This window comes from Streptomyces sp. NPDC054796, from assembly GCF_053611545.1.
Map to the genome: position 1 here is coordinate 1 of NZ_JBSHAO010000086.1, position 25,502 is coordinate 25,502.

Here is a 25,502-nt window from a genome sequence, read left to right on the forward strand (position 1 = left end):
CCGTCGTCGTGGACGGCCGGCCCGGGGCCCCTTCTGTCACGCGTGTGACGTCGCGACGCCGTGACGTCGCGCGTTCGTCAGCCCAGCGAGGCGAGCGCCTCGTTCAGGGTCTTCGACGGACGCATCACGGCCGCCGCCTTCGCCGTGTCGGGCTGGTAGTAGCCGCCGATGTCGGCGGGCGAGCCCTGCACGGCGATCAGCTCGTCGACGATCGTCTGCTCCTGCTCGGCCAGCGTCGCGGCGAGCGCCGCGAACGCCTCGGCGAGCTGCGCGTCGTCGGTCTGCTTCGCCAGCTCCTGCGCCCAGTACAGGGCGAGGTAGAAGTGGCTGCCGCGGTTGTCGATGCCGCCCAGCTTGCGGCTCGGCGACTTGTCCTCCTCCAGGAAGGTCGCGGTCGCGCGGTCGAGCGTGTCGGCGAGGATCTGGGCGCGCGCGTTGCCCGTCGTCTGCGCCAGGTGCTCGAAGCTGACGGCCAGCGCGAGGAACTCGCCCAGGCTGTCCCAGCGCAGGTAGTTCTCCTTGACGAGCTGCTGCACGTGCTTCGGCGCCGAGCCGCCCGCGCCGGTCTCGAACAGGCCGCCGCCGTTCATCAGCGGGACGACCGAGAGCATCTTGGCGCTCGTGCCCAGTTCGAGGATCGGGAACAGGTCGGTCAGGTAGTCGCGCAGCACGTTGCCGGTGACCGAGATCGTGTTCTCGCCCCTGCGGATGCGCTCCAGGGAGAACGCGGTCGCGTCGGTCGGGGACATGACCTCGATGCGCAGGCCCTCGGTGTCGTGCTCCGGGAGGTAGCGCTCGACCTTGGCGATCAGGTTCCTGTCGTGCGCGCGGCTCTCGTCCAGCCAGAACACGGCCGGGTCGCCGGTCGCGCGGGCGCGGGTGACGGCCAGCTTGACCCAGTCCCGGATCGGCGCGTCCTTGGTCTGGCACACGCGGAAGATGTCGCCCGCGCTGACGGTCTGCTCCAGCAGGGCCTCGCCCTTGCCGTCCACGACCCGCACCGTGCCGGTGGCGGGGACCTCGAAGGTCTTGTCGTGGCTGCCGTACTCCTCGGCCTTCTGCGCCATCAGACCGACGTTGGGCACCGAGCCCATCGTCGAGGGGTCGTAGGCGCCGTTGGCGCGGCAGTCGTCGATGACGACCTGGTACACGTCCGCGTAGCTGCTGTCAGGGATGACCGCGAGAGTGTCCTGCTCCTGGTCGTCCTTGTTCCACATGTGGCCCGACGTGCGGATCATCGCGGGCATGGACGCGTCCACGATGACGTCGCTCGGCACGTGCAGGTTGGAGATGCCGCGGTGCGAGTCGACCATGGCCAGGTCCGGGCCCTCGGCCAGCTCGGCGTCGAAGGACGCCTTGATGTCGGCGCCCTCGGGCAGCGACTCCAGGCCCTTGTAGATGCCGCCGAGCCCGTCGTTCGGGGTCAGACCGGCGGCGGCCAGCTTGTCGCCGTACTTCGCGAAGGTCTTCGGGAAGAAGGCGCGCACCACGTGGCCGAAGATGATCGGGTCCGAGACCTTCATCATCGTGGCCTTCAGGTGCACCGAGAACAGCACGCCCTCGGCCTTGGCGCGGGCGACCTGCTCCTTGAGGAACTCGCGCAGCGCGCCGACGCGCATGACGGCGGCGTCCACGACCTCGTCGGCCTGCACCGGCACCGACTCGCGCAGCACGGTGGTGGAGCCGTCGTCGCCCACCAGCTCGATGCGGAGGGCGCCGTCCTCGGCGATGACCACGGACTTCTCGGTGGAGCGGAAGTCGTCGGCGGCCATGTGCGCGACGTTCGTCTTCGACTCCGGGGTCCACGCGCCCATGCGGTGCGGGTGGGCCTTCGCGTAGTTCTTGACGGAGGCGGGGGCACGCCGGTCGGAGTTGCCCTCGCGCAGCACCGGGTTCACGGCGCTGCCCTTGACCTTGTCGTAGCGGGCGCGGATGTCGCGCTCCTCGTCGGTCTTCGGGTCGTCCGGGTAGTCAGGGAGCGCGTAGCCCTGCTCCTGGAGCTCGGCGACGGCCGCCTTGAGCTGCGGGATGGAGGCCGAGATGTTCGGCAGCTTGATGATGTTCGCCTGCGGCGTCTTGGCCAGCTCGCCCAGCTCGGCGAGCGCGTCCTCGATGCGCTGGTCCTCCGTCAGGCGCTCGGGGAAGCTGGCGATGATCCGCCCCGCCAGGGAGATGTCGCGGCTCTCGACACCGACCCCGGCCGTCGAGGCGTACGCCCGGGCCACGGGCAGGAACGAATACGTCGCCAGCGCCGGGGCCTCGTCAGTTTGCGTGTAGATGATGGTCGAGTCAGTCACCGATACTCCGCTTCACGTCTACATCGTCTCGATATCAAGATATCTCGTGGGCGGCCCTCCCGGACACCGCCCCCCGTGTCGGGTTCCCCGGCGGTTCGCGACGGGGCCGTGACGGGGGTGCGGAAGGGGTGCGACGGGGGCTGACGGGGCCCGGGTGCGGGTCAGGCGTCTGGGGCGGACGGCTGGACCGGCCGCCGGTGTCAGGCGTCGGGGGCCGCCTCCAGGGCGAGGGTCGCGAACGTGGCCAGCCAGTGGTCCGTGGTGAAGTCGCCCGAGTCCGTCGCGGGGAGCCCGGCGGCGAGGTGGGCCCGCGCGTCGGCCGCGAGCGTACGGGCCCGCGCGTCGCCCTGGGGCAGGGCGTCCGCGAGGGAGCGGAGGGCGGCGGCGCGGCTGAGGCAGAGGCCGAGGAGGTGGCCGATCTGCGGGTCGGCCGGGTCGGAGATCCGGGGCGGGGAGAGGAGGGCGGGGACGGCTCCGCCTTGGGGCCGGGGCGCGGACAGCTCGGGCAGGAAGTCCGTCAGCCAGCGCGCGAACTCGTGACGCGGCAGCACCCTGCGCATCGCGTCCGCCTCGCACAGCAGCGGGGACAGGAAGTCCTGGCCCGAGGGCTCCCAGCGGGTGGCCGCGCCATGATCGTCGAGGAACCAGGTGCGGAGCCGGTCGGCGACGGGCTCCGTCAGCTCGGGGAACCCGGCCGCCTCCGCGCTGTCCAGGACCAGGCCGAGCGCGAAGGCGCTGTTGGCGTGGGTGCCGTGGCGCACGGGATAGGTGGCCTTGGGGAGCCAGGCGAGCAGGAGGCCGGCGGCGGCGCGTGCGGCGTCGGTGAGCGGTGCGGACCACCGCTCCACTCCGAGAGCGGCGCTCTCGGCGGTGAGCGCCAGCAGCCACGCCCACCCGTAGGGCCGCTCGAAGGAGGGGTGGGCCCGCAGATAGGCGGCCTCGGCCGCAAGCGCCTCCGGCGTCAGATGCGCGTCCAGCGCGTCGGTGACCTCGGCCGTGTCGATGTGCTCGGGGTACCGGCGCAGCAGCCGCACCAGCAGCCAGTGCATGTGCACCGACGAGTGCCAGTCGTAGGCGCCGTAGAACGCCGGGTGGTACGTGCGCGGCGGCATCAGCTCGTCCGGCGAGGCGATCAGATGGGCCGGGGCGTTCGGGTACTCACGGGTGACGTTGGCGAGGGCCAGCCGCGCGAACGCGCCCGCGCGGCTGGCCAGCTCGGCGCGTCCGCCGGTGCCGGTGCCGGTGCCGGTGCCGGTGCCGGTGCCGGTGTGGCCGGTGGTGTCCGTGTGGCCGCGCACCGTGCCGTCGCCGCTGGTCGTGCCGTCGGTGCTCAATGGGTCGCTCCGCCCGTGACGCGCAGGTCGGTGGTCGTGGTGAGGGCCGCCGTGACGATCGCGGAGAGCCCGGTGGCGATGTCGCGCACGGACATCGACGGCGCGGCCCGGTCCACGACCTGCTCCGGCACGTACGGCACGTGCACGAAGCCGCCGCGCAGCGCGGGGCGCTCGGTGGCGATGAGGTGGGCGAGCCCGTAGAAGACGTGGTTGCACACGAACGTGCCCGCCGTCTGGGAGACCGCGGCGGGCACGCCCGCCTCGCGGGCCGCCGCCACGCACGCCTTGAGGGGGAGCGAGGCGAAGTACGCGGCGGGGCCGCCCTCGACGACCGGCTCGTCGACGGGCCGGCGGCCCGCGTTGTCCGGGATACGGGCGTCGTCCACGTTGACCGCGACGCGCTCGACGGTGAGCCCGTGCCGCCCGCCCGCCTGGCCGACGCAGAGCACGAGATCCGGCGACGCGGCCTCGACCGCCTCACGTAGATCCTCGATGGCGGTGCCGAAGACGCAGCTCAGCTCGGCCGTGGCCAGGTCCACCCCGGCCGGGGGCGCCTCGGCGAGGCTGCGGACGGCCAGCCATGAGGGGTTGACGGTCTCCCCGTCGAACGGCTCGAAGCCGGTGACGAGGACCTTGGCGGGGGAGGGAGGGGAGGACGGAGAAGGGGAGGGCATGGGTGGGGCGCTCCGTACGTAGGTGCTCGTGGGGCTGGCTGGAGGCTCCGGGGCGGAGCTAGAAGGCGAAGAAGTAGATGAGAAGGATGTTGCAGCCCAGCATGGCGGCGGCCGTCGGAGCCTGCGCCTTGATCGGGCCGTACTGGTCCTTCAGCTCCAGCAGTGCCGCGGGCACCAGGTTGAAGTTCGCGGCCATCGGGGTGCACAGGGTGCCGCAGAAACCGGCGAGCATGCCGATGGCGAGCACGGCGGCGGGGTCGCCGTTCATCTGCTCGATCAGGACGGGCCAGCCGACGGCCGCCGTCATCACGGGGAAGGCGGCGAAGGCGTTGCCCATGATGATCGTGAAGATGGCCATGCCGCCGCAGTAGAGCGCGACGGCCGCGAGCCGCTGTCCGTCGGGGAGGATGGACTCGGTGATCTTCCCGACCTGGGTACCGACCCCGGCCGCACCGAATATGGAGCCCAGGACGGCCAGCAACTGCGGCAGCAGCAGGGCCCACCCCATCGACTCCAGCAGCCCGCGCCCCGCGTGGATCGGCACCGAGACCCGGCGCTCGCGCAGCACCCACATGCCGACGGCGAGCGCGGCGATGGCACCGAAGCCGAGCCCGAGGATCGTCTCGCTGCCCTCCTCCAGGATCGGCTCGCCGCCGATGCGCCACTTGGCGACCAGGACCGCGCAGATCACCGCGACGACGGGGATGGTGAGCGCGGGGACGAAGAGCTTGTTGCCCCAGCGCGCGGCGAGCGCGGTGCGCTGCTCCTCGTTCGTCGTCTTGGGCGTGCCCTTTCCCGTGAGGTTGAAGCCGCCGAGACAGATCATGACGAGGACGGCGACGCCGAGGGGCTCGGCAGGTGCCGTCTTCTCGACGACCCATGTGCTGTAGACGAAGCAGATGCCCAGCAGGCCCCAGAAGGCGGCGGAGCCGAAGCGCTTGGGGTTGGTGCGGTCCCTGACCATCTGAAGGGCCATCACGAGGAACGCCGCACCGACGAGCCAGAAGAACCACTCGGACTTGATCACTTCGCGGTCTCCTCGGCCAGCTCGGCGTTGGCGGTGACGAGGTCGCGCTCCAGAGTGCGGTCGAGTCGCAGGAGGCGCGCGCCGTGGATGAAGAAGGCGCACACGGCGCTCGGTATCGCCCACAGGGCCAGGTGCAGGGGCTCCAGGTGGGTGTCGTACGTGCTGTTCACAAGACCGGTGATCAGCAGGATGGAGCCGATCGCCAGGAAGCAGTCCTCGCCGAAGAAGAGGCCCACCGTGTCGGCGCCCGCCGAGTGGGAGCGGACCTTCTCGCGGATGCGCTGCGGGAGTGCGCGGCCCCCGTTGGAGCGCTCGGCCGCCGCCTCCGCCATGGGCGCGATCATCGGGCGGACGCTCTGGGCCGGGCCGCCGATGGTCTGGAGGCCGACGGCTGCCGTGAGCTGGCGCAGCAGCAGATAGAGGGTGAGGAAGCGGCCCGTCGTGAGCTTGCCGAGCTTGCCGATGAGGGTGCGGGCCTGTTGCTGGAGGCCGTTGCGCTCCAGGAGGCCGATGACGGGCAGGGTGATGGCGAAGATCGTCACCGAACGGCTGGTCGCGAAGCTCTCGCCGAACGTCCGCAGGATCTCCAGCGGGGAGAGCTTGCCCAGCAGTCCGGTGGCGATCCCGGCCACCCCGACCACCAGCAGGGGATTGCGTCGTGTGGCGAATCCGAGGATCACCACGAGGACGCCAAGCAGAACGATCATGCGTTCCGGGCCTTCCGTACGTGGGGCGCCTCAGCGATGTGTGAACGACGAGCGTGAGGCGAGTTGCACGGAGGCTAGAGGATCGTTGAACGATCCGACAAGAGTCTGTGACAGATCTCTGTCCGGCTTCGTGTTTGCGCGGCGCCGGACGCGCAGGTGGGCAAGGGGGGGCGACGGATGCGCGTCAGTGAACCGAGGGGACGACGGTGCGCGTCGGTGCGCGGAGGGGCGTCAGTGGTGCGAGGGGTCAGCGCGCGGAGGCGTCGGGGCGCTCCGGGTACGCCTCGATCAACTGCCGCCTGGAGTCCTCCAGGTAGAAGCCGAGCAGCCGCTCGGCCGTCGCCGCGTCGCCCGCCTCCAGGGTGTTCAGGATCTCGCGGTTCCTGGTCAGGTAGGGCTCGTGGAAGCGGCGCGGGTCGTCCATGACATGGAAGGCCAGCCGCAGCTCCGCCAGGACGCCGCGCATCAGATCGTCCGTGCGGTCGCTCTCCGCGAGCCCGGCGAGTGCCTGGTGGAAGCGGATGTTGGCCGTCGAGCAGCCCTTCCAGTCGTCCCGTGCGGCGGACTCCTCGCCGTAGCGCACGGCGGCCTCCACGTCGGTCAGCCGGTACGGCGCCGCGTCCAGACCGCGGACGGCGGCGCACTCCACGAGGCGCCTTACGCGGTAGATGTCCACGATGTCCGCCGCCGTGAGGACACGTACGAAGGTGCCCTTGTTGAGCCGGTGCACCAGCAGCCGCTCGTGCGTGAGCAGCCGGAAGGATTCGCGCAGCGTGTTGCGCGAGACGCCCAGCGCCCCGCCGATGCGCTCCTCGGAGAGCCGCACGCCCGGCCGGAAGAGGCCCTGCGCGATGCGCTCGCGCAGGACGCCCGCCACGCGCTCGGCCGTGCTGGTGCGGCCCAGTAGTGCGCGGTCGGCGGCCAGTTCGGACAGCCCGAGTGCGGTGTCGGCGGTCATGGGGCCAGTCAAGCCGAGAAATCAGCACGAAACAACAGACCCCTTGCCGGATCGTTCAACAATCGCTTACGTTTCTCCGGATGGACGGGATCATCGACCTCAACGCCGACCTCGGTGAGGGCTTCGGCCGCTGGCAACTCACCGATGACGAAGCCCTACTGGCCTCGGTCACCAGCGCCAACGTCGCCTGCGGCTTCCACGCGGGCGACCCCGCCACCATGCGCCGGGTCTGCGAGCGGGCCGCCGAGCACGGGGTGCGGATCGGCGCGCAGGTCTCCTACCGCGACCTCGCCGGGTTCGGGCGCCGCGCCATGGACGTCCCCGCCGACGAGCTGACGGCGGAGATCGCGTACCAGATCGGCGCCCTCGACGTCTTCGCCCGCGCCGCCGGGACCCGCGTCACCTACGTCAAACCGCACGGCGCGCTCTACAACCGCGCCGTGCGCGACCGCGAGCAGGCCGCGGCCGTCGTGGCGGGCATCCGGCTCGCGGGCGCCACCCTCGGCCCGCTCCCCGTCCTGGGCCTGCCCGGCTCCGAGCTGCACGCGGCGGCCGAGGAGGCGGGGCTGCCCACGGTGCGGGAGGCGTTCGCCGACCGCGGCTACCGCCCCGACGGCACCTTGGTACCGCGCAGCGAGCCGGGTGCCGTGCTCACCGACGCCGACCAGGTGATCAAGCGGTCCGTCGGCCTCGCGCGCGACGGCGAGGTGACGGCGGCCGACGGCAGGGCGCTGCGGATGCGGGCCCGCTCCCTGTGCGTGCACGGTGACACCCCGGACGCCGCGAGGCTGGCCCGGCGCGTCAGGGAGGAGCTGACCGTGGCCGGGGTCGAGGTCCGGGCCTTCGCATGACCGACGCCCCCTCCTCTTCCTCCGGTCCTCCCGGACGCGCCTCTTCCGCGTCCGCTTCCGGCCCGTCGGCCCGGCTCGGGGACGGCGCCCCCCGCATCCTTCCGGTGGGACGGCACGGACTCCTGGTGGAGCTGCCCACGGCGGAGGCGGCCGAGGCGCTGCACGCGGAACTGCTCCGCCGCCGCGCCGAGGGCACGCTCGCGCCGCTGCGCGAGATCGTGCCGGGGGCCCGCACCGTGCTGCTCGACGGGCTGACGGACCCCGGCAGGCTGGCGGCCGAGCTGCCGGGCTGGCGGATACCGCCGCTCGACCAGGGCGCGGGGGCCGCCGTCGAGATCCCCGTCCGCTACGACGGGCCCGACCTGGCGGACGTCGCCCGGTTGTGGGGCGTGGCGCCCGGCGAGGTCGGGCGGCTGCACGCGGCGACCGAGTTCCGGGTGGCCTTCTGTGGCTTCGCGCCCGGCTTCGGCTATCTGACGGGGCTGGACGAGAAGTACCACGTACCCCGCCGCTCCAGCCCGCGTACCAAGGTCCCGGCCGGGGCTGTAGGGCTGGCCGGCGGCCACACCGGCGTGTATCCGCGCTCCTCGCCGGGCGGCTGGCAACTGATCGGCACGGCGGTGGACACCGTCCTGTGGGACCCGGACCGTGACCCGGCGGCCCTGCTCGCTCCGGGCACCCGCGTCCGCTTCGTGCCGGCACGGGAGACACGGGAAGCGCTGACGGTCACGTCGGCGCCGGGATCCGGTTCCGCTTCAGGGGCCGACGCCACCGGGTCACCCGAGCCCGCACCCGTAGCCCCACCGGTGTCCGAGCCTGAGCCCCCGTCCACCCCCGCCCCTGCTCCCGCCCCCGAACATGCCCCCGCCCTCCACGTCGTGCGGCCCGGCGCCCTCACCACGGTGCAGGACCTGGGGCGGCCGGGGCACGCCCATCTCGGCGTCCCCCGTTCCGGTGCCGTGGACGAGCCGGCGCACCGGCTGGCCAACCGCCTCCTCGGCAACCCGGAGACAGCCGCCACGCTGGAGACCACCCTCAACGGCTGCGCGGTGCGGGCGCTTTCCCCCACCGTCGCCGTCGTCACCGGAGCACCCTGCCGGGTCACCGTCGACGGGCGGCCCGCGCCCTGGGGCCTTCCGGTGCGCCTGCCCGCCGGAGCCGTGCTGGAGGCGGGGCCCGCGACGTACGGGCTGCGTTCCTACGTCGCCTTCGCGGGTGGCGTGGAGGCGACGCCCGTGCTCGGCAGCCGTGCCACGGATCTGCTCTCAGGGCTCGGCCCCGCGCCGCTCGCCGAGGGTGACCAACTCCCGCTGCGCCCCACCCCTTCGGGGGAGCGCGCACCCGTGTGCGCCGCCCCCGCCGACGCGGCCCCCTGGCAGGCGCCACTACGCGAACTGGTGCTGCCCGTCGTCCCCGGGCCGCGCGCCGACTGGTTCACCGAGGGCGCCCTGCGCACCCTCACCAGCGGCGACTACCGCGTCTCCTCCGCGAGCAACCGCATCGGCCTGCGTACCGAGGGCCCCGCCCTTGAGCGTGCGTACGAGGGCGAACTGCCCAGCGAGGGCATGGCACTCGGCGCGGTGCAGGTGCCGCCCGAGGGGCGGCCCGTGGTCTTCCTCGCCGATCACCCCGTCACCGGCGGCTATCCGGTGATCGGCGTCGTACCGGAGCCGGACCTGGCCGCCGCCGCGCAGGCGCTGCCCGGCACGCCGGTGCGGTTCACCCTGGTGCGACGGGCGGTGTAGGGCGGCGTAAGCACGCCGGGCGGGTGCGGCCGTGCGCTGCCGCCTCCACGCGCCACCCCGCGCGCGCCGATACCTGTACCGGGGGTCCGGTATGTGACCCGGCAAGTAACACAGTGTGGCCCAGTGCGGTCAAGGGCGTTATTCGGATGTCGTGGCGGTAATCTTCCGTTACTCATGCGTTCTTCACAGTCGCTTTATGACAGACGTGACTAGTCCCCCTTCCAGGCAGCGTGGAATTCTCGTCACGTGCTGCCCGAGGGGGGACGATGGACAAGCGGTACGAGGTCTTCTGCCTCGCTGATAGATATTTCTATGAAACACCGGACCGCTTGTCCGCCGCCACGGGCGCGGCGGACGCCGCCACTACCAGCACCACCGCGACGGATTCCGTGGAAACCCCGGAATCCCAGGGCTCCCAAGGTCCCGGAAGCGTCTCGCCCGACGCCTTCCCCACAGCTCGCCGCCCCGTTCCCGAGGGCTGGCGGAGCACCCGATCGGGGGACTGGCTCGAACTGAGGCCCGTAGAGGGTGAATTCCCCCTCCAGGGCTGGAAGATTCACGCGTCGGCCTGTCTCGGCAACGCGGACGCCGTCGCCGCCGCCGTCAGCGCGTACTGCATTCCCCGCAATATTCCCTTCAAGTTCGTCCCGGACCGCACCCTGCTCTATCTGCGGAATGCGAAGTACGCGGGACGCGGCACGAGCGGGAAATTCGCAACCATCTATCCGAACGGCGAGGAACAACTCCGCACCGTGCTCACCGAGCTGGGCGAGGTGCTCCACGGCGAGCAGGGCCCGTACATCCTCACCGACCTGCGCTGGCGCGAAGGGCCGCTCTATGTGCGCTACGGGGGCTTCGCGCCGCGCTTCTGCCTCGACGCCAAGGGCACCCTCGTGCCCGCCATCGAGGACGGCGAGGGGCGGCTCGTCCCCGACCGCAAGGACCCGGCGTTCCACGTACCGGACTGGGTGACGCTGCCCGACTTCCTCACCCCGCACCTCGACGCGCGTGCCGCGTCCACCGTCGCCGACCTGCCGTACCGCATCGAGCGCGCCCTGCACTTCTCCAACGGCGGCGGCGTATACGGCGGCACGGACCTGCGTACCGGGGACCAGGTCGTCCTCAAGGAGGCACGCCCGCACGCCGGGCTCGCCGCCGACGGCGCCGACGCCGTCACCCGCCTGGAGCGCGAGAAGGAGGCGCTCGACCGGCTGGCAGGGCTGGACGTGGTCCCGGGCGTACGCGACTGGTTCACGCTCGACGGGCACCGCTTCCTGGTCATGGACCACCTCCAGGGCCAGACCCTCAACGCCTTCTTCGCGCAGCGCCACCCGCTGCTCGCGGCCGAGCCCGACCCGGAGGCCGTCGAGGAGTACACGCGGTGGGCGCTGCGGATGCACCGCAGCGTGGAGGACGCGGTGGAGGCCGTGCACGCCCGTGGCGTGGTCTTCAACGACCTGCACATGTTCAACATCATGGTCGCGCCCGACGAGGAGTCCGTCGCGCTCCTGGACTTCGAGGCGGCTGCCCTGGCGGCCGAGAACCCGCGCCAGATCGTCGCGCACCCCGGCTTCATCGCGCCCGCCGACCGCACGCGCTACGACATCGACCGCTACGCGCTGGCCTGTCTGCGCATCGCCCTCTTCGTCCCGATGACCACGCTGCTCGCCGTGGACCGCCGCAAGGCGGCGGACCTCGCGCGGATCGCCGCTGAGCAGTTCCCCGGCATACCCGAGGACTTCCTGGCCGAGGCGGTCGCCACGATCGAGGGATCGGACGGGGGGTCCGCCGACGGCCCCGCGCACGACGACGCGACCCGTGACGCGACCGGCGACGCGGCCCGCCCCCGTGTGCGGCGCGCCGCCCGGCTCACCGTCGAGCCCGCCGACTGGCCTGCGGCCCGCGACTCCATGGCGGCCGCCATCCTCGCCTCCGCGACACCGGACCGCGACGACCGGCTCTTCCCCGGCGACATCAGCCAGTTCAGCGACGGCGGCGGCCTCGGCCTCGCGCACGGCGCGGCCGGAGTGCTCTACGCGCTCGCCGAGACCGGCGCGGGCAACTGCCCCGAGGGCGAGGAGTGGCTGCTGCGCCACACCGACCCGTCCCCGGCGCCCGGCGGAGCGCCCCGGCTCCCGCGCGGCACCCCGCTCGGCTTCTACGACGGACTCCTCGGCGTCGCCTTCGTCCTGGACCGCCTCGGCCACGCCAAGCGCGCGCTCGAACTCGCCGACCGCGTGCTCGACGAGAAGTGGCAGCGCCTGGGACTCTCGCTGCACAGCGGCCTCGCGGGCCTCGGCCTCGCCCTCGACCAGCTCGCGGCCAGCACCGGCGAGGGCTCCCTGCACACCCGCGCCATGGAAGCGGCCCAGCTCCTCGCGGCCCGGCTCCAGGAGGGCACCGACGAGCACCGTCCGGCCCGCGCGGGGCTGCTGCACGGCACGACGGGCCCGGCGCTGCTGTTCCTGCGGCTGTACGAGCGCCACCGCGACCCCGCGCTGCTCGACCTCGCCGAGGAGGCGCTCCAGCAGGACCTGGCGCGCTGCGTCGTGGACAGCGGCGGCACCTGGCAGGTCGACGAGGGCACGCGCACCATGCCGTACCTGGGCGCGGGCAGCGTCGGCATCGCGACGGTGCTCGACGACTACCTCGTACACCGGCCGCACCAGCCCGACTTCGAGCGGGCCCGCGCGGGCATCCTGCCTGCGGCCCGTATGCGCTACTACGCGCAGCCAGGGCTCTTCCAGGGGCGGGCCGGAATGCTTCTCCACCTGAGCCGGACCACCACCCCGGGTGCGACGGCCGCCGATCTGGACGCACAGCTCGCGGGCCTCGCCTGGTACGCGATGCCCTACGAGGGCCAACTGGCCTTCCCCGGCGACCAGATGATGCGGCTGTCGATGGACCTGGCCACCGGAACGGCGGGCTGCCTGCTCGCCGCCGGTGCCGCCGCCACCGCCCGGCTCGGCGGGCCGCCCGTCGGCCTGCCCTTCCTTCCGCCGCCACCCGGCGGCCCACAGACCGGTCCCTTCGGGGGCCGTACCGGAGCACCACCGTCCCCATGAGCAACAACCAAATCGAAAGGAATCACCATGAGCCTTCTTGACCTTCAGACCCTTGAGCCCGAGGAGCGGACCGGCGGCGGCGACGACAGCAGCGCCAGCCTCCTTCTGTGCGACAAGCACAGCTCCCACAGCACCCTGCTGTGTCTGTGAGTCGTCACTGCGACTCACGCCTCTCCGCAACTGTCTGACAGTCGCGTGAGGTGATATGTCCGGCGGCCCCGGGCGGTGGCGTCAACCCCGCCCGGGGCCGTCTTCATGCTTCGTGCGTCATGACTTCACGGCTTCACTGCGAGGAGGACGATGGCGAGCGCCACACCCCACGAGGACGACGACGGCACGGAACACGCGCCCGGAGAAGCGGCCGAGCGAACCGGAGCCGCCGGAACCCGGGCCCGTGACCGGGCCGCCGACCGGCTGCTGCTCGCCGCGGGACGGCACAGCACCCTCCGTACGACCGTGCTCTGCCTCACCTCCGCCGCGGCAGCGGGCGCCAACCTCGCCCTGCCCGCCGCCCTCGGGCGCGCCCTCGACCTGCTGCTCGCGACGGGCCGCGCCGACGGCGGCGCCGCCCCCTGGATCGCGCTCTGCGCGGCGCTCACCTGCGCGCTCGTGGCACTCGACGCACTGGACACGGTGCTCACCGGCACGCTCAACTCCCGTACCACCGCCTGGCTGCGCACCCGGCTGCTCGACCACGTCCTCGCCATCGGCCCCGGCCCGGCGGCGCGCTTCGGGCCCGGCGATCTCGTCACCCGGTCAACGGGCAACGCGGCGCACGCGGGCACCGCGCCCAGCGCCGCGGCCTCGACGCTCGCCGCGCTGGCCACGCCGCTCGGCGGGCTCGTCGCGCTCGCGCTGCTCGACCCGCGCCTCGTCGCCGTCTTCCTCGCGGGCACCCCGGTCCTCTTCTTCCTGCTGCGCGCGTTCTCCCGTACGTCGTCCGACAGCGTGGCCCGCTACCAGGAGGCGCAGGGCCGCATCGCCGCCAGGCTGGTGGAGGCGCTGGGCGGCGCCCGTACGATCGCGGCTGCCGGTACGTGGCGGCGCGAGCGCGACCGGGTGCTGGAGCCGCTGGCCGAACTCAGCGGCGAGGGCCACCGGATGTGGCGGGTGCAGGGGCGGGCCACGGCGCAGGCGGCGGTGCTCGTGCCGCTGTTGCAGATCGCCGTCGTCGCGGTCGGCGGAGTGCTGCTGGCGGCGGGCGAGCTGAGCGTGGGCGGGCTGCTGGCCGCAGCGCGCTACGCGGTGCTCGCGGCGGGCGTCGGCGTGCTCGTCGGGCAGCTCAACGGGCTCGTACGCGCCCGCGCCGCGGCCCGCCGCCTCGCCGAGGTGCACGAAGTGCCCGCGCTCGCGCAGGGCCACCGGGCCCTGCCCGCCGAGGGGCCGGGCGCGCTGGAACTGCGCGGCGTACGCGCCACGCGCGGGACACGCACCGTGCTGGACGGCGTGGACCTGGTGGTGCCGGGCGGGCGTACGGTCGCCCTCGTCGGCCGCTCTGGCTCGGGCAAGTCCCTGCTGGCCGCGCTGGCCGGGCGGCTGGCGGAACCGGAGGCCGGGCGGGTGCTGCTCGACGGGGTGGACCTCGCCGAACTGGACCGGGCCGAGCTGCGCCGCGCCGTCGGCTACGCCTTCGAGCGCCCCGCGCTCCTCGGCGGCACCATCGCGGGAACGATCGCCTTCGGGCCCGAGGGCGTGGGCGGGGACGACGGCCGCGACGACGCGCGGCACGCGGCCGTGCCGGAACGGGTGGCCGCCGCCGCGCGCGCCGCGTGCGCCGACGACTTCATCCGCACCCTGCCGGACGGCTACGGCACCCCCTGCGCCGAGGCCCCGCTGTCGGGCGGCGAGGTCCAACGCCTGGGCCTGGCTCGCGCGTTCGCGCACGACGGCAGACTGCTGATCCTGGACGACGCGACGTCCAGCCTCGACACGGTCACCGAACTGCGCGTGTCCGAGGCCCTGTTGAACCCGCCGGGCGACGCGGACTGTCGCGCCCGCACCCGCCTGATCGTCGCCCACCGCGCCTCCACGGCGGCCCGCGCGGATGTGACCGCCTGGCTCGACGGAGGCCGCGTCCGTGCCCTGGGCCCGCACGAGCGACTGTGGCGACTCCCCGAGTACCGCGCGGTGTTCGGCGAGGGCGGGCAGGACGGGGACGGTGCCGGGCCGGAGGTGGACGGTGCGTAGGGCGCGGGGGCACGGCCTCGTCGCCGAGGGCACGCGCTTCCTGCTGCGCAGGCCGAGGGCGCTGTGGGCGCTCGCCGGGTGGTCGGTGCTGGAGGCGGGTCACACTTTCACCCTCGGCTACGGGCTCGCCCGCGCCCTCGACGACGGCTTCCTCGCCGCCCGCCCGGCCGTGGGCCTGGCCTGGCTGGGAGTCGCCGGGTGCGGCGTCCTGGTGGGCGCGCTGGGCACGGGGCGCGTGTACCGCGCCGTCGCGGCGCTGGCCGAGCCGCTGCGGGACGCGCTGGTGCGACGGGTCGTCGCGCGCGGCCTGAGCGAGGCGGTCGGCGTCGACGCCGGTGTCGGCGACGGCGCGACGGATACGTCCACGACGGAGAAGCGCCCGCGCCCACCCCGTCCCGGCGCGCGTAGTGGCACGCGGAGCGGCGAGACCGCCGTCGTCTCGCGGCTGACGCACCAGGTGGAGATCGCCCGGGACAGCTTCGCGGGCCTGGTGATGGTGGCCCGCTCCTTCCTCTTCACCCTCGTCGGCGCGCTGACCGGGCTGCTGTCGCTGGCGCCCGAACTCCTGCTGGTCGTGCTGCCCCCGCTCCTCGCGGGGCTCGTCCTGTTCGCGGTGACGCTCCGCCCGCTCGCCCGCCGCCAGCGCGCCTTCCTCGTGGCTGACGAGGGCATCGCCGACGAACTGGGCGCGTCCGTCGCCGGGTTGCGCGACGTGGTGGCCTGCGGCGCCGAGGAGCCGGTGCGCCGTGCGGTGCTGCGCCGGGTCGAGGCCGAGCGCAGGGCCGCCGACGCGCTCGCCCGCTGGAGCGTCGCCCGCGCTCTGGCGCTGGGGGTGGGCGGCAGGCTGCCCGTCGTGCTGCTGCTCGTGCTGGCGCCCTGGCTGCTCTCGCGCGGCGTGACGGCGGGCGCGCTCGCGGGCGCGCTGACCTATCTGACGCAGTCGCTGCTGCCCGCGCTCCAGAGCCTGGTGCACGGTCTGGGCGGCGCCGGGGCGCGGCTGGCCGTGGTCATCGGCAGGCTGACGGGCGAGGACGCCCCGCCGGACCCCGCCCGTCAGCCTGCCCAGGACTCCGCCCCGGACCCCGTGCCCGACGGCGGCCCCGCGCCGGAACTCGCGCCCGCCCCGGCCCCCGTGCCCGCACCCGTACGCACCCCCGCCACAGCACGCACCACCCCCGCACCGGCCCCGGCGACCGGCCCGGCGCCTGCGCTCGAACTGCGCGGCGTGACCTTCGCGTACGGACCCGGTGCGCGCCCCGTCCTCGACGCGCTGGACCTGACGCTCCCCGCCGGCGGCCACCTCGCGGTCGTCGGACCGAGCGGAGCGGGAAAGTCGACGCTCGCGTCTCTCGCGGCAGGGTTGCTCGACCCCGTCGCCGGGGAGATCCGGATCGCCGGGCACCCCGTACAGACGTGCGACGATCCAAGACTTCTGGCACAAAAACGGGTCCTGATTCCGCAAGAGGCGTACCTGTTCTCGGGCAGCGTGCGGGACAACCTCGGCTATCACTGCTCCGATTCCTACGGGCCCGGTGTCACCCCCCGTCAGCCGTCGGACGTAGAAATCCTCATCGCGGCGGACGCGCTCGGCGCGGGCGATCTCGTGCGGCGGCTGGGCGGGCCCGGCGGCCCTGTGGAGCCCACCGCGCTCTCGGCGGGGGAGCGGCAGTTGCTCGCGCTGGTGCGCGCGCATCTCTCGCCCGCGCCCCTGATGCTGCTGGATGAGGCCGGAAGTCAACTGGACGCGGTGGCCGAAGAGTGCGCTGAGCGCGCTCTCGCCCGGCGGCCGGGCGCGCTCGTCGTCATCGCGCACCGCGTCAGCTCGGCGCTGCGCGCCGACCGGGTGCTCGTGCTGGACGGCGTACGGACCGACCACGGCACCCACGCCGAACTCCTGGAGCGCTCACCGCTCTACCGCGATCTGGCCGCCGTATGGGCGCCTGGCGCGGCGTCCCCGCGCCCGCACGCCCAGAGGTGAGCCCGCCGGGCAGCGAGTGGCCGAGAGACGTCCTGGAGGTGGCCCACATGGCCCCTAGAGCCAGCCCGCGCCCTGGGATATGCGGATGGCGTCGACCCTGTTGCGGGCCCCGGTCTTACGGGTGATGGAGGAGATGTAGTTGCGCACGGTGCCGTCCGACAGGCTCAGCCTGCGCGCTATCTCCCCCACGGACGCGCCCTCGGCCGCGACGGCCAGCACGCTCAGCTCCCTCGGTGTCAACGGCACTTCGGAGGCCCGTAAGAACGCCGCGGCCAGCGAATCGTCGATGAAGCGCTTGCCCTGCGCGACGTGGCGGATGCCCGTCAGCAGCCGTTCCGGCGCCGCGTCCTTGCCGACGAAGCCGAGGGCACGCGCGTCCAGCGCCCTGCGCAGCGCGCCGGGACGGCTCTCGCTGACCAGCGCCAGCACCCCGCAGCGACCGCGCCCGCGCCGGTTCCCGTACTCGTCGGCCGACGTGAAGCGCGGCAGCGCCGCCATCTCCTGGAGCGCCGAGGCGCCGGAGGAGTCCGCGTCCACCACGCACACGTCCGTGGGCGAGGAACGCGCGTAGCCCAGTGCGCCGCCCCAGGGCGTGGACTCGATGGCCATGTCGTGCGCCTTGCCCACCAGCGCGGCGAGCCCCGATCTGAGAAGTCTCACATCGTGTACCAGAAGCACTCGAATCACGCGCCCCATCCCTCCAGCCCCCCGGCTCGCAATGCCTACCGAATACGGGTCAATACATACATCCTCGGCGGCGAGGGGAGACGCGCAGATTCGGCCACGACGGTGTAAGAGGGGGCGCGCGGGGGCGGCGCGCCCGGAGAGGTTTCGCGCCCCCGGGTTTCGGGAGCGCGCCAAGGGGTCACCCGGCCCGGTTCGGCTGCCCCGGATCCGTGACGTCGATGAGCCCGCACACCGTCTCGATGTCGATCTTCACCTGGGCGATGGAGGCCCGCCCCGAGAGCCAGGTGATCAGGGCCGAGTGCCAGGTGTGCTCGATGACGCGTACGGCGGAGAGCTGCTGGGGCGTGGGTGCCGACTCCAGACCCATGGCGTCCAGGATGATCGCCGTCGTCAGCCGGGACACGGTGTCCACCTCCGGGCTGACGGAGCGGTCGGCGAAGGTGAGCGCGCGCACCATCGCGTCGGCGAGGTGCGGTTCGCGCTGCATCGCGCGGAAGGCGCGCATCAGGGTCTCGGCGACACGGGCCGCCGAGCCCTCCTCGGACGGCGGGCGCTTGTGCAGCGTCTCGTGCATCTGCTGGAGCTGGTCCTGCATGGTCGCGACCAGCAGATGGATCTTGGAGGGGAAGTAGCGGTAGAGGGTGCCCAGCGCGACGTTCGAGGACTCGGCCACCTCCCGCATCTGCACCGCGTCGAAGCCGCCGCGCCGCGCGAGCTGCGCGCTCGCGTGCAGGATGCGGCGTCGCCTGGCCTCCTGGCGCTCGGTCAGGGGAGGTGAGGCAGGGGAGGCGGACGGCTTCGGCTGTGTCGTCATGTGTCCCCGTTTCCGTGCGTGTTTCCGTGCGTTCCAGGCCCTGCCGGGCGAGAGTGCCTCCCTGGTGAAACCGGGGGCATCCTCGCAGCCGGTCAGGGGGTGGCGCGAATCACCTGCTCCGGCCCCGCCCGATAAGTGACTGGCCGGTAAATTCTTAGCTTGTGGATGGCTCATGATCCGGTCGGACCCGGCCATCCTGAAACTTGTTCTAGGTTAGCGCGAGCGGTTACGCTCCGGCGAAAGTGCAGTGATGAAGGGGGCCGCGAGTGACCGCAGAGGCCGTACAGGACACCGGGTCCGGCCCCCGAACGGGGCCCGGCGCGCCCGGAGGCGGTGACCAGCGCCCCCTGCGCATCGCCATGCTGACGTACAAGGGGAACCCCTTCTGCGGCGGACAGGGTGTCTACGTACGCCACCTCTCCCGCGAACTGGCCAGGCTCGGCCACACCGTCGAGGTCATCGGCGCACAGCCCTACCCCGTGCTCGACGAGGGCGTCACGCTCACCGAGCTGCCCAGCCTCGACCTCTACCGGCAGCCCGACCCGTTCCGCACGCCCAAGCGCGGCGAGTACCGGGACTGGACCGACCTGCTGGAGGTCGGGACCATGTGGACCGGCGGCTTCCCCGAGCCGCTGACGTTCTCCCTGCGCGCCCGGCGCCATCTCGCCGCGCGGCGCGGCGAGTTCGACGTCGTCCACGACAACCAGACCCTCGGCTACGGGCTGCTCGGCAACCTCGGCGCACCTCTCGTCACCACCATCCACCACCCCATCACCGTCGACAGGCGACTGGACCTGGACGCGGCACAGGGCTGGCGGGCGCGTGCCTCGGTGCGCCGCTGGTACGGCTTCACGCGGATGCAGAAGCGCGTCGCGAAGCGGCTGCCCTCCGTGCTCACGGTCTCCGGCTCCTCGCGCGGGGAGATCACCGGCCACCTCGGGGTGCGCCAGGACCGCGTCCACGTCGTCCACATCGGCGCCGACACCCGCCTCTTCGCACCCGACCCCGCCGTGGCCGAGGTGCCGGGGCGGATCGTGACCACGTCCAGCGCCGACGTTCCGCTCAAGGGTCTCGTGCACCTGGTGGAGGCCCTCGCGAAGGTCCGTACGGAGCGCGAGGACGCGCACCTCGTCGTCGTCGGCAAGCGGCCCGAGGAGGGGCCGGTCGCGGCGGCCGTCGAGCGCTACGGGCTGGCCGACCGCGTCGAGTTCGTCAAGGGCATCAGCGACGCGGAACTCGCGGGCCTGGTGCGCTCGGCCCAGGTCGCCTGCGTCCCCTCCCTCTACGAGGGCTTCTCGCTGCCCGCCGCCGAGGCCATGGCCACGGGCACCCCACTGGTGGCCACCACCGGGGGAGCCATCCCGGAGGTCGCGGGCAAGGACGGCGAGACCTGCCTCGCGGTGCCGCCGGGCGACGCGGGCGCGCTCGCCACCGCGCTGACCCGCCTCCTCGGCGATACGGAACTGCGCGCCCGCCTCGGTGCGGCGGGGCGCGAGCGCGTGCTGCGGCACTTCACGTGGGAGCAGGCCGCGCTGGGCACCGTGGAGCGGTACCGGGCGGCGATCGAGGAGCAGGGCGGGGGCGGCACGGGGGCCGTGGCCCGGTCCCGTCCGGAACCGGTGCCCGTGTCCGAGCCGGTGTCAGAGTCCGGGCCCGTGTCCGGGTCCGTGGCCGAGCCCGCTCAAGGGAGGGGGACCGGCGAGGACGCCCCGACCGGCGCGGCCGGTGCCTCCCGGCCCGCCGTCGCCGCGGGCGGCTGAGCCCGAGCCCCCTGTCACCACCCCCGTAGGCCGGCCCCCCCTCGGCCGACCGACGACCGACGACCGCCGTCCAGAACCGCCCGCCGCCAGGCCCCACACGAGGCCGCACGGGCGCACGTACGAAGGAAGAGGCAGACCCCCGTGCTGACCGTCGACTTCTCCCGCTTTCCGCTCGCCCCAGGTGACCGCGTCCTCGACCTGGGATGCGGCGCCGGGCGGCACGCCTTCGAGTGCTACAGGCGCGGCGCGCGAGTCGTCGCGCTCGACCGCAACGGCGAGGAGATCCGGGAGGTCGCCACCTGGTTCGCGGCCATGGAGGAGGCCGGAGAGGCCCCCGCGGGCGCGAGCGCCACCGCCATGGAGGGCGACGCGCTGGCGCTGCCCTTCCCCGACGACAGCTTCGACGTCGTCATCATCTCCGAGGTCATGGAGCACATCCCCGACGACAAGGGCGTCCTCGCCGAGATGGTGCGGGTCCTCAAGCCGGGCGGGCGCATCGCGGTGACCGTGCCGCGCTACGGGCCCGAGAAGGTCTGCTGGGCGCTCAGCGACGCCTACCACGAGGTCGAGGGCGGCCACATCCGCATCTACCGCGGCGACGAACTGCTCCGCAAGATGCGCGAGGCCGGGCTCCGCCCGTACGGCACCCACCACGCGCACGGGCTGCACTCGCCGTACTGGTGGCTCAAGTGCGCCTTCGGTGTGGACAACGACAAGGCGCTCCCGGTGCGCGCGTACCACAAGCTGCTGGTCTGGGACATCATGAAGAAGCCCCTGGCCACGCGCGTCGCCGAGCGTGCGCTCGACCCGCTGATCGGCAAGAGTTTCGTCGCGTACGCGACGAAGCCGCACCTGCCGCCTACCGGTACGGACGCCACCGCCGTGGGTACGGACGCCACCGCGGCCCCGACGGCGGCGAAGTGACGAGCCCGGAGCGCACGGAGCGGCTCGTCCTCCCCGGTGTGCTGACGGCGGAACAGGCCGTGGAGACCGTCGCCGGGATCGCGGCGACGCAGCGCGACGACGGGGCCATCCCCTGGTTCCGGGGCCACCACCTCGACCCCTGGGACCACGTCGAGGCCGCGATGGCGCTGGACGCGGCGGGCGAGCACGAGCGCGCCGAGGCCGCCTACCACTGGCTCGCGGACCACCAGCTCCCCGACGGCTCCTGGTACGCCGCCTACGCGGACGGCGACGCGGCACGCCCCACCGACCGGGGCAAGGAGAGCAACTTCTGCGCGTACGTGGCCGTCGGCGTCTGGCACCACTACCTGTCCACGGGGGACGACGCGTTCCTGGAACGGATGTGGCCCGTCACCGTCGCCGCCATGGAGTTCGTGCTGCGGCTCCAGCAGCCCGGCGGCCAGATCGGCTGGAAGCGTGAGGCCGACGGCACCCCCGTGAACGATGCGCTGCTGACCGGTTCCTCGTCCGTCTACCAGTCGCTGCGGTGCGCGCTGGCCCTGGCCGAGCACCGCGAGGAGCCGCAGCCCGACTGGGAACTGGCCGTCGGCTGGCTCGGCCACGCCGTGCGCCACCACCCCGAGCGGTTCCTCGACAAGGGCCGCTACTCCATGGACTGGTATTACCCGGTGCTGGGCGGGGCGCTGCGGGGGCCCGCGGCCAAGGAGCGGATCGAGGAGGGCTGGGAGCGCTTCGTCGTCCCCGGGCTCGGGGTGCGGTGCGTGCTGCCGAACCCGTGGGTGACCGGGGGAGAGAGCGCGGAACTGGCGCTCGCGCTGTGGGCGATGGGGGAGTCGGACCGTGCGCTGGACATCCTGAAGTGGATCCAGCACCTGCGTGCCGAGGGCGGCATGTACTGGACGGGGTACGTCTTCGAGGACGACGCGATGTGGCCGCGCGAGCAGACCTCCTGGACGGCGGGGTCGCTGCTCCTGGCGGTCGCCGCACTGGGCGGCGACGAGGCGACGGTCCAGGTCTTCGGCGGCGACTCCCTCCCCGTCGGGCTCTCCCCGGACTGCTGCTGAGGGGGACCGCGCCGGGTCCCGGTGAGGGGCCCGCGTGAGGTGTCTGCGCAAGGCGTTTGCGTAGCGCGGCCTCGGGGCGGTCGTGTCGGACCCTTGTGCGATCATGCCGTTCGGATATGTGTTCGGCGGGGTCCGGGGTCCGGGGAGCGCGGGGGAGTCGGTGTGACGGAGAAGGACGGCGGTTCGGGCGGGCCGAAGCCGGGTGACGGGTATCGGGTCGAGATCGATTCCGTGCGCCGGATCCTGAAGCCGCTGGAAGAGTCGGTGGTCGCGGCCAAGAAGATCAAGAGCGACTGGAAGCCGATGGCCGAGCTGATCCACGACACGGTGACGATCGACATCGTGTCCCCGGCCGAGGACGTGCTCTCCAAGTGGGGCTTCGGGATGGGCCGGGTCGCGGAGCACACGGAGACGGTGGTGGAGACGCTGCGGCAGGTGATCGCGGCGTACATGCTCGCGGACCTGCTGGCGATCAAGAACTTCTCGCCGACGGCGGACAACATGGCCAAGCTGCCCATCGGCGAGCACGGCATGCGGGCGTGGAAGGACGGCGACCGCCCTTCCTTCGACCCGCCGCCGGAGATCTACCAGGAGCCGTGGCTCGATGACGACGGCGGTGGCGGTGGCGGCGGTACGGGCGAGCTGCCGACGAACCCGCGCAAGCTGTACGACGGCGGCTGGGTGACCGACGGCGGCGACAAGGGGACGATCGCGTGACGCAGAAGGACGCGGTGGAGGGCGGGGCGGTCGAGCGGATTCCGCCGGGTGCGAAGCCCTCGGATGTCATCTTCGGGTCGCCGGGTGATGTGGATGATCTGGTCGTCAGACTGCGTGCGTATGCGGGGGCGTTCAAGGACGGGCTGGCGAAGCTGGACGATTTGTCGTTGTTGGATTGGACGGGTGCGGGTTCGGAGGGGTTCAAGGACGCGACGAGGGCGTTGCCGCGGGAGTTGGAGGCGGCGCGGAAGTATTTCTCTGCGGCTGCGGGTGCGTTGGATGCGTATGCGGAGAAGTTGCGGTCGGTGCAGGGGCGGGTGAAGCCGCTGGTGGAGGACGCGGATGCGGCGCGGGCGAAGTCGAAGGCGTATTGGCGTGAGGTGGATGCGTACAACGCGGCGGTGGAGCGGAAGGATGATCCGTTGCCGGAGCGTCCGCCGGAGGATGATCCGGGGATCGCGGCGCTGAACGCGTGTTACCGGCGGCTGGATCGGCTGGAGGAGGAGCTGGAGGGGGTGGTGGCTTCTTCGAAGCGGACGCTGGCGCGGGCGGCGGAGAAGGCGCCGGACAAGCCGGAGGGCTGGGAGGCGTGGAAGCAGGGCGGCAGGGACTTTCTCGGTGGTGCGGCGGACACCGGGTGGGGGATGTTCAAGCAGTTCGAGTTCCTGGTCGAGGACGGTGTGGACGGTGCGTCCATGCAGTTGGCGGGGATGGTGGACGGGGCTGCGTATGCGGTGGATCATCCGAAGGAGTTCGCGAAGGCGGTCACCAACTGGGATGAGTGGCAGCGTAATCCGGCGCGTGCGGCGGGGCAGTTGACGCCGGAGTTGTTGTTGGCGTTGGCGTCGGGTGGGGCGGGTGCGGCGCGGAAGGGTGCGTCGGCGGCGAAGGATGCGGCGCAGCGGTTGGCGGGGCGGGAGCGTGCGCTGCGGCGGGATGGCAGTGCGCGGGAGCGGGCGGAGGGCGATACCGATACCTCGACGTGTCGCAACGACAAGTGTGAGGTCGGCGAGCCGGTCGATGTGGCGACCGGTGAGATGGTCATGTCTGTCACGGATGTGGAGTTGCCGGGTGTGCTGCCGTTGGTGTTGGAGCGGCACTATGTCTCGGGGCATCCGTGCGGGGGGTGGTTCGGCCCGAGTTGGGCCGCCACTCTTGACCAGCGGCTGGAGATCGACGACCAGGGCGTTGTCTATGTCGCGGATGACGGGATGGTGTTGACGTATCCGGTGCCGGAGCCGGATGTGCCTACCATGCCTTCTTCGGGGCCGCGTTGGCCGCTGGTGTGGGACGGGAAGCCCGAGGGCACCTTCACTTTGGTGGTGCCGGAGCGTGACCGTGCCCTGCATTTCGCGTCGCTGCCTGGCAGTGGGCCGGAGCTGGTGCTTCGGGCGGTCACCGGCCGGTCGGGCGAGGGTGACCGGATCGAGTTCCTCCGGGACGCGAAGGGCACGCCGACCGAGGTGCGCCACTCGGGGGGTTACCGGGTGGCGGTGGATACCGATCCAGTGCTGCACCGGGTCACGGGGTTGCGTCTGCTGCACGGTGAAGCACGGGAGCACTCGACGGCGCTGGTCTCTTTCGGCTATGACGGGGCGGGTGATCTGAGGGAGGTCGTCAACTCGACGGGCAGGGCGTTGCGTTACCGCTACGACGGGCGGCACCGCATCACCTCGTGGACGGACCGTAACAACACCACGTTCGGCTATGTGTATGACCATCGTGGCCGGGTGCTGCGCACGGTGGGCCCGGACGGCATCCTCTCCGGACGCCTCCACTACGACACGGCCGCGCGTACGACGCGCTATACCGATTCCCTCGGCAACCAGTCCACCTATGTCCTCAATGAGGCGGGGAAGGTCACTGCGCAGACCGATCCGCTGGGCAACACCATTCGCACGGAGTGGGACGACACCAACCGTCTCCGGCTTGCGGTGACGGATCCGCTGGGGAACCTCACCCGCTACACGTATGACGGGGAGGGGTGTCTCACCGGTGTGGAGGCGCCTGATGGGGCGCGGACGGAGGCGGTCTACGACGCGTGGGGGCAGCCGGTCCAGGTGCGTGAGCCGGGTGGTGGGGTGTGGCGGCACACGTATGACGCGCGGGGCGCCCGTACGTCGACGACGGATCCGGCCGGTGCGGTCACGTCCTACACGTACGACGGGTCGGGTCATCTGTCGGCGATCACGGATTCGCTGGGCCGGACCACGACGGTGACCACCAATGCGGCGGGTCTGCCCATCGAGGTCACCGATCCTCTCGGGCACACCACTCATGTGCGGCGTGGGCCGCATGGGCGGATCACGGCGCTGACGGATGCGTTGGGGAACATCACGCGTCAGGGCTGGACGATTGAGGGCAAGCCCGCGTGGCGGGAGCATCCGGACGGGGCGCGGGAGGAGTGGAAGTGGGACTGCGAGGGCAATCTGGTCACCCACACCGACCCGGCGGGCCACACCACGGCCTACACCCACACCCACTTCGACATGCCGGTCTCCCGTACCGGCCCGGACGGTGCGCGCTACGCGTTCGCCTACGACACCGAACTGCGCCTGACCACGGTCACCAACCCTCAGGGCGACGTGTGGCGCTACACCTACGACGCGGCGGGACGGCTCACCTCCGAGAGCGACTTCAACGGCGCCACCCGCACCTACACCCTCGATGCGGCGGGCCGTCTCACCGCCCGGACCAACGCACTGGGCCAGAC

The 25,502-nt window shown here is 72.6% G+C and carries 19 protein-coding genes and 1 pseudogene; 12 read left to right on the plus strand and 8 right to left on the minus strand.

The genetic code is table 11. From position 1 onward, the window contains the following. Positions 1–77: 77 nt before the first annotated feature. From ACWGJ2_RS37590 to ACWGJ2_RS37615, 6 genes are all read right to left on the minus strand, one after another. On the minus strand, positions 78–2,297 hold the full coding sequence (locus tag ACWGJ2_RS37590) for an NADP-dependent isocitrate dehydrogenase (protein ID WP_453350882.1): 2,220 nt from the start codon (positions 2,295–2,297) through the stop codon (positions 78–80). Between the two features lie 200 nt (positions 2,298–2,497). Next, complete coding sequence (locus ACWGJ2_RS37595; protein ID WP_453350899.1) at positions 2,498–3,511, minus strand: DUF2891 domain-containing protein; 1,014 nt, start codon at positions 3,509–3,511, stop codon at positions 2,498–2,500. Positions 3,512–3,627: 116 nt separating this feature from the next. Beyond that, the gene (pcp, locus tag ACWGJ2_RS37600; protein WP_453350883.1) at positions 3,628–4,305 is read right to left on the minus strand and encodes a pyroglutamyl-peptidase I; all 678 of its coding nucleotides are present in this window, start codon (positions 4,303–4,305) and stop codon (positions 3,628–3,630) included. Between the two features lie 58 nt (positions 4,306–4,363). Further along, positions 4,364–5,332, minus strand: coding sequence for a DUF979 domain-containing protein (locus ACWGJ2_RS37605; protein ID WP_453350884.1), 969 nt, complete (start codon positions 5,330–5,332; stop codon positions 4,364–4,366). Then, complete coding sequence (locus tag ACWGJ2_RS37610; protein ID WP_453350885.1) at positions 5,329–6,039, minus strand: DUF969 domain-containing protein; 711 nt, start codon at positions 6,037–6,039, stop codon at positions 5,329–5,331. Before ACWGJ2_RS37610 ends, ACWGJ2_RS37605 begins: the two co-directional genes overlap by 4 nt. A gap of 247 nt (positions 6,040–6,286) precedes the next feature. Further along, complete coding sequence (locus tag ACWGJ2_RS37615; protein WP_453350886.1) at positions 6,287–6,997, minus strand: GntR family transcriptional regulator; 711 nt, start codon at positions 6,995–6,997, stop codon at positions 6,287–6,289. Positions 6,998–7,077: 80 nt separating this feature from the next. Here ACWGJ2_RS37615 and ACWGJ2_RS37620 point away from each other — a divergent pair, with 80 nt between their 5' ends. The 7 genes and pseudogenes from ACWGJ2_RS37620 to ACWGJ2_RS37650 all read left to right on the plus strand — a co-directional run bounded on the left by ACWGJ2_RS37620 (position 7,078) and on the right by ACWGJ2_RS37650 (position 16,823). Further along, positions 7,078–7,848 carry a LamB/YcsF family protein gene (locus ACWGJ2_RS37620; RefSeq protein WP_453350887.1) on the plus strand — a complete coding sequence of 257 codons (771 nt, stop codon included), beginning with the start codon at positions 7,078–7,080 and terminating at the stop codon, positions 7,846–7,848. Continuing rightward, positions 7,845–8,504, plus strand: a pseudogene (locus ACWGJ2_RS37625) (5-oxoprolinase subunit B family protein); the annotation flags it as partial. The gene ACWGJ2_RS37620 and the pseudogene ACWGJ2_RS37625, both read left to right, overlap by 4 nt. A gap of 222 nt (positions 8,505–8,726) precedes the next feature. Then, positions 8,727–9,593: a 5-oxoprolinase subunit C family protein gene (locus ACWGJ2_RS37630; protein ID WP_453350900.1), complete on the plus strand. Its 867-nt coding sequence runs from the start codon at positions 8,727–8,729 to the stop codon at positions 9,591–9,593. Positions 9,594–9,859: 266 nt separating this feature from the next. Then, on the plus strand, positions 9,860–12,658 hold the full coding sequence (lanKC, locus tag ACWGJ2_RS37635; RefSeq protein ID WP_453350888.1) for a class III lanthionine synthetase LanKC: 2,799 nt from the start codon (positions 9,860–9,862) through the stop codon (positions 12,656–12,658). Between the two features lie 27 nt (positions 12,659–12,685). Beyond that, positions 12,686–12,808, plus strand: a complete 123-nt coding sequence (locus ACWGJ2_RS37640) for a SapB/AmfS family lanthipeptide (RefSeq protein ID WP_453350889.1) — start codon at positions 12,686–12,688, stop codon at positions 12,806–12,808. A 150-nt stretch (positions 12,809–12,958) separates the two neighbouring features. Then, positions 12,959–14,845 carry an ABC transporter transmembrane domain-containing protein gene (locus ACWGJ2_RS37645; protein ID WP_453350890.1) on the plus strand — a complete coding sequence of 629 codons (1,887 nt, stop codon included), beginning with the start codon at positions 12,959–12,961 and terminating at the stop codon, positions 14,843–14,845. Next, complete coding sequence (locus tag ACWGJ2_RS37650) at positions 14,838–16,823, plus strand: ATP-binding cassette domain-containing protein (RefSeq protein ID WP_453350891.1); 1,986 nt, start codon at positions 14,838–14,840, stop codon at positions 16,821–16,823. The genes ACWGJ2_RS37645 and ACWGJ2_RS37650 overlap by 8 nt, the downstream gene beginning before the upstream one ends. 54 nt (positions 16,824–16,877) lie before the next feature. On the opposite strand, the gene ACWGJ2_RS37655 is transcribed toward ACWGJ2_RS37650, so the two are convergent. Next, entirely contained in the window at positions 16,878–17,510 is a 633-nt protein-coding gene (locus ACWGJ2_RS37655; RefSeq protein WP_453350892.1) for a LuxR C-terminal-related transcriptional regulator, read from the minus strand. A 178-nt stretch (positions 17,511–17,688) separates the two neighbouring features. Further along, positions 17,689–18,324: a TetR family transcriptional regulator gene (locus ACWGJ2_RS37660; RefSeq protein WP_453350893.1), complete on the minus strand. Its 636-nt coding sequence runs from the start codon at positions 18,322–18,324 to the stop codon at positions 17,689–17,691. A 266-nt stretch (positions 18,325–18,590) separates the two neighbouring features. On the opposite strand from ACWGJ2_RS37660, the gene ACWGJ2_RS37665 reads away from it, so the two are divergent. The 5 genes from ACWGJ2_RS37665 to ACWGJ2_RS37685 form a co-directional block, all read left to right on the plus strand. After that, positions 18,591–20,084, plus strand: coding sequence for a glycosyltransferase family 4 protein (locus ACWGJ2_RS37665; RefSeq protein WP_453350894.1), 1,494 nt, complete (start codon positions 18,591–18,593; stop codon positions 20,082–20,084). 141 nt (positions 20,085–20,225) lie between these two features. Continuing rightward, positions 20,226–21,008, plus strand: a complete 783-nt coding sequence (locus ACWGJ2_RS37670; RefSeq protein WP_453350895.1) for a class I SAM-dependent methyltransferase — start codon at positions 20,226–20,228, stop codon at positions 21,006–21,008. Beyond that, positions 21,005–22,072: a prenyltransferase gene (locus ACWGJ2_RS37675; RefSeq protein WP_453350896.1), complete on the plus strand. Its 1,068-nt coding sequence runs from the start codon at positions 21,005–21,007 to the stop codon at positions 22,070–22,072. Before ACWGJ2_RS37670 ends, ACWGJ2_RS37675 begins: the two co-directional genes overlap by 4 nt. A 162-nt stretch (positions 22,073–22,234) precedes the next feature. Continuing rightward, the gene (locus tag ACWGJ2_RS37680) at positions 22,235–22,789 is read left to right on the plus strand and encodes a hypothetical protein (protein WP_453350897.1); all 555 of its coding nucleotides are present in this window, start codon (positions 22,235–22,237) and stop codon (positions 22,787–22,789) included. After that, on the plus strand, positions 22,786–25,502 hold a 2,717-nt coding region (locus ACWGJ2_RS37685; protein WP_453350898.1), incomplete at its 3' end, for a DUF6531 domain-containing protein. The genes ACWGJ2_RS37680 and ACWGJ2_RS37685, both read left to right, overlap by 4 nt.

Bases quoted from the DNA above. Each gene is read 5' to 3' on its own strand.
- ACWGJ2_RS37615 (WP_453350886.1), bottom strand. From the start codon at position 6,997: ATGACCGCCGACACCGCACTCGGGCTGTCCGAACTGGCCGCCGACCGC.
- ACWGJ2_RS37660 (WP_453350893.1), bottom strand. From the start codon at position 18,324: ATGACGACACAGCCGAAGCCGTCCGCCTCCCCTGCCTCACCTCCCCTG.
- ACWGJ2_RS37640 (WP_453350889.1), top strand. From the start codon at position 12,686: ATGAGCCTTCTTGACCTTCAGACCCTTGAGCCCGAGGAGCGGACCGGC.
- ACWGJ2_RS37645 (WP_453350890.1), top strand. From the start codon at position 12,959: ATGGCGAGCGCCACACCCCACGAGGACGACGACGGCACGGAACACGCG.
- pcp (WP_453350883.1), bottom strand. From the start codon at position 4,305: ATGCCCTCCCCTTCTCCGTCCTCCCCTCCCTCCCCCGCCAAGGTCCTC.
- ACWGJ2_RS37620 (WP_453350887.1), top strand. From the start codon at position 7,078: ATGGACGGGATCATCGACCTCAACGCCGACCTCGGTGAGGGCTTCGGC.
- ACWGJ2_RS37610 (WP_453350885.1), bottom strand. From the start codon at position 6,039: ATGATCGTTCTGCTTGGCGTCCTCGTGGTGATCCTCGGATTCGCCACA.
- lanKC (WP_453350888.1), top strand. From the start codon at position 9,860: ATGGACAAGCGGTACGAGGTCTTCTGCCTCGCTGATAGATATTTCTAT.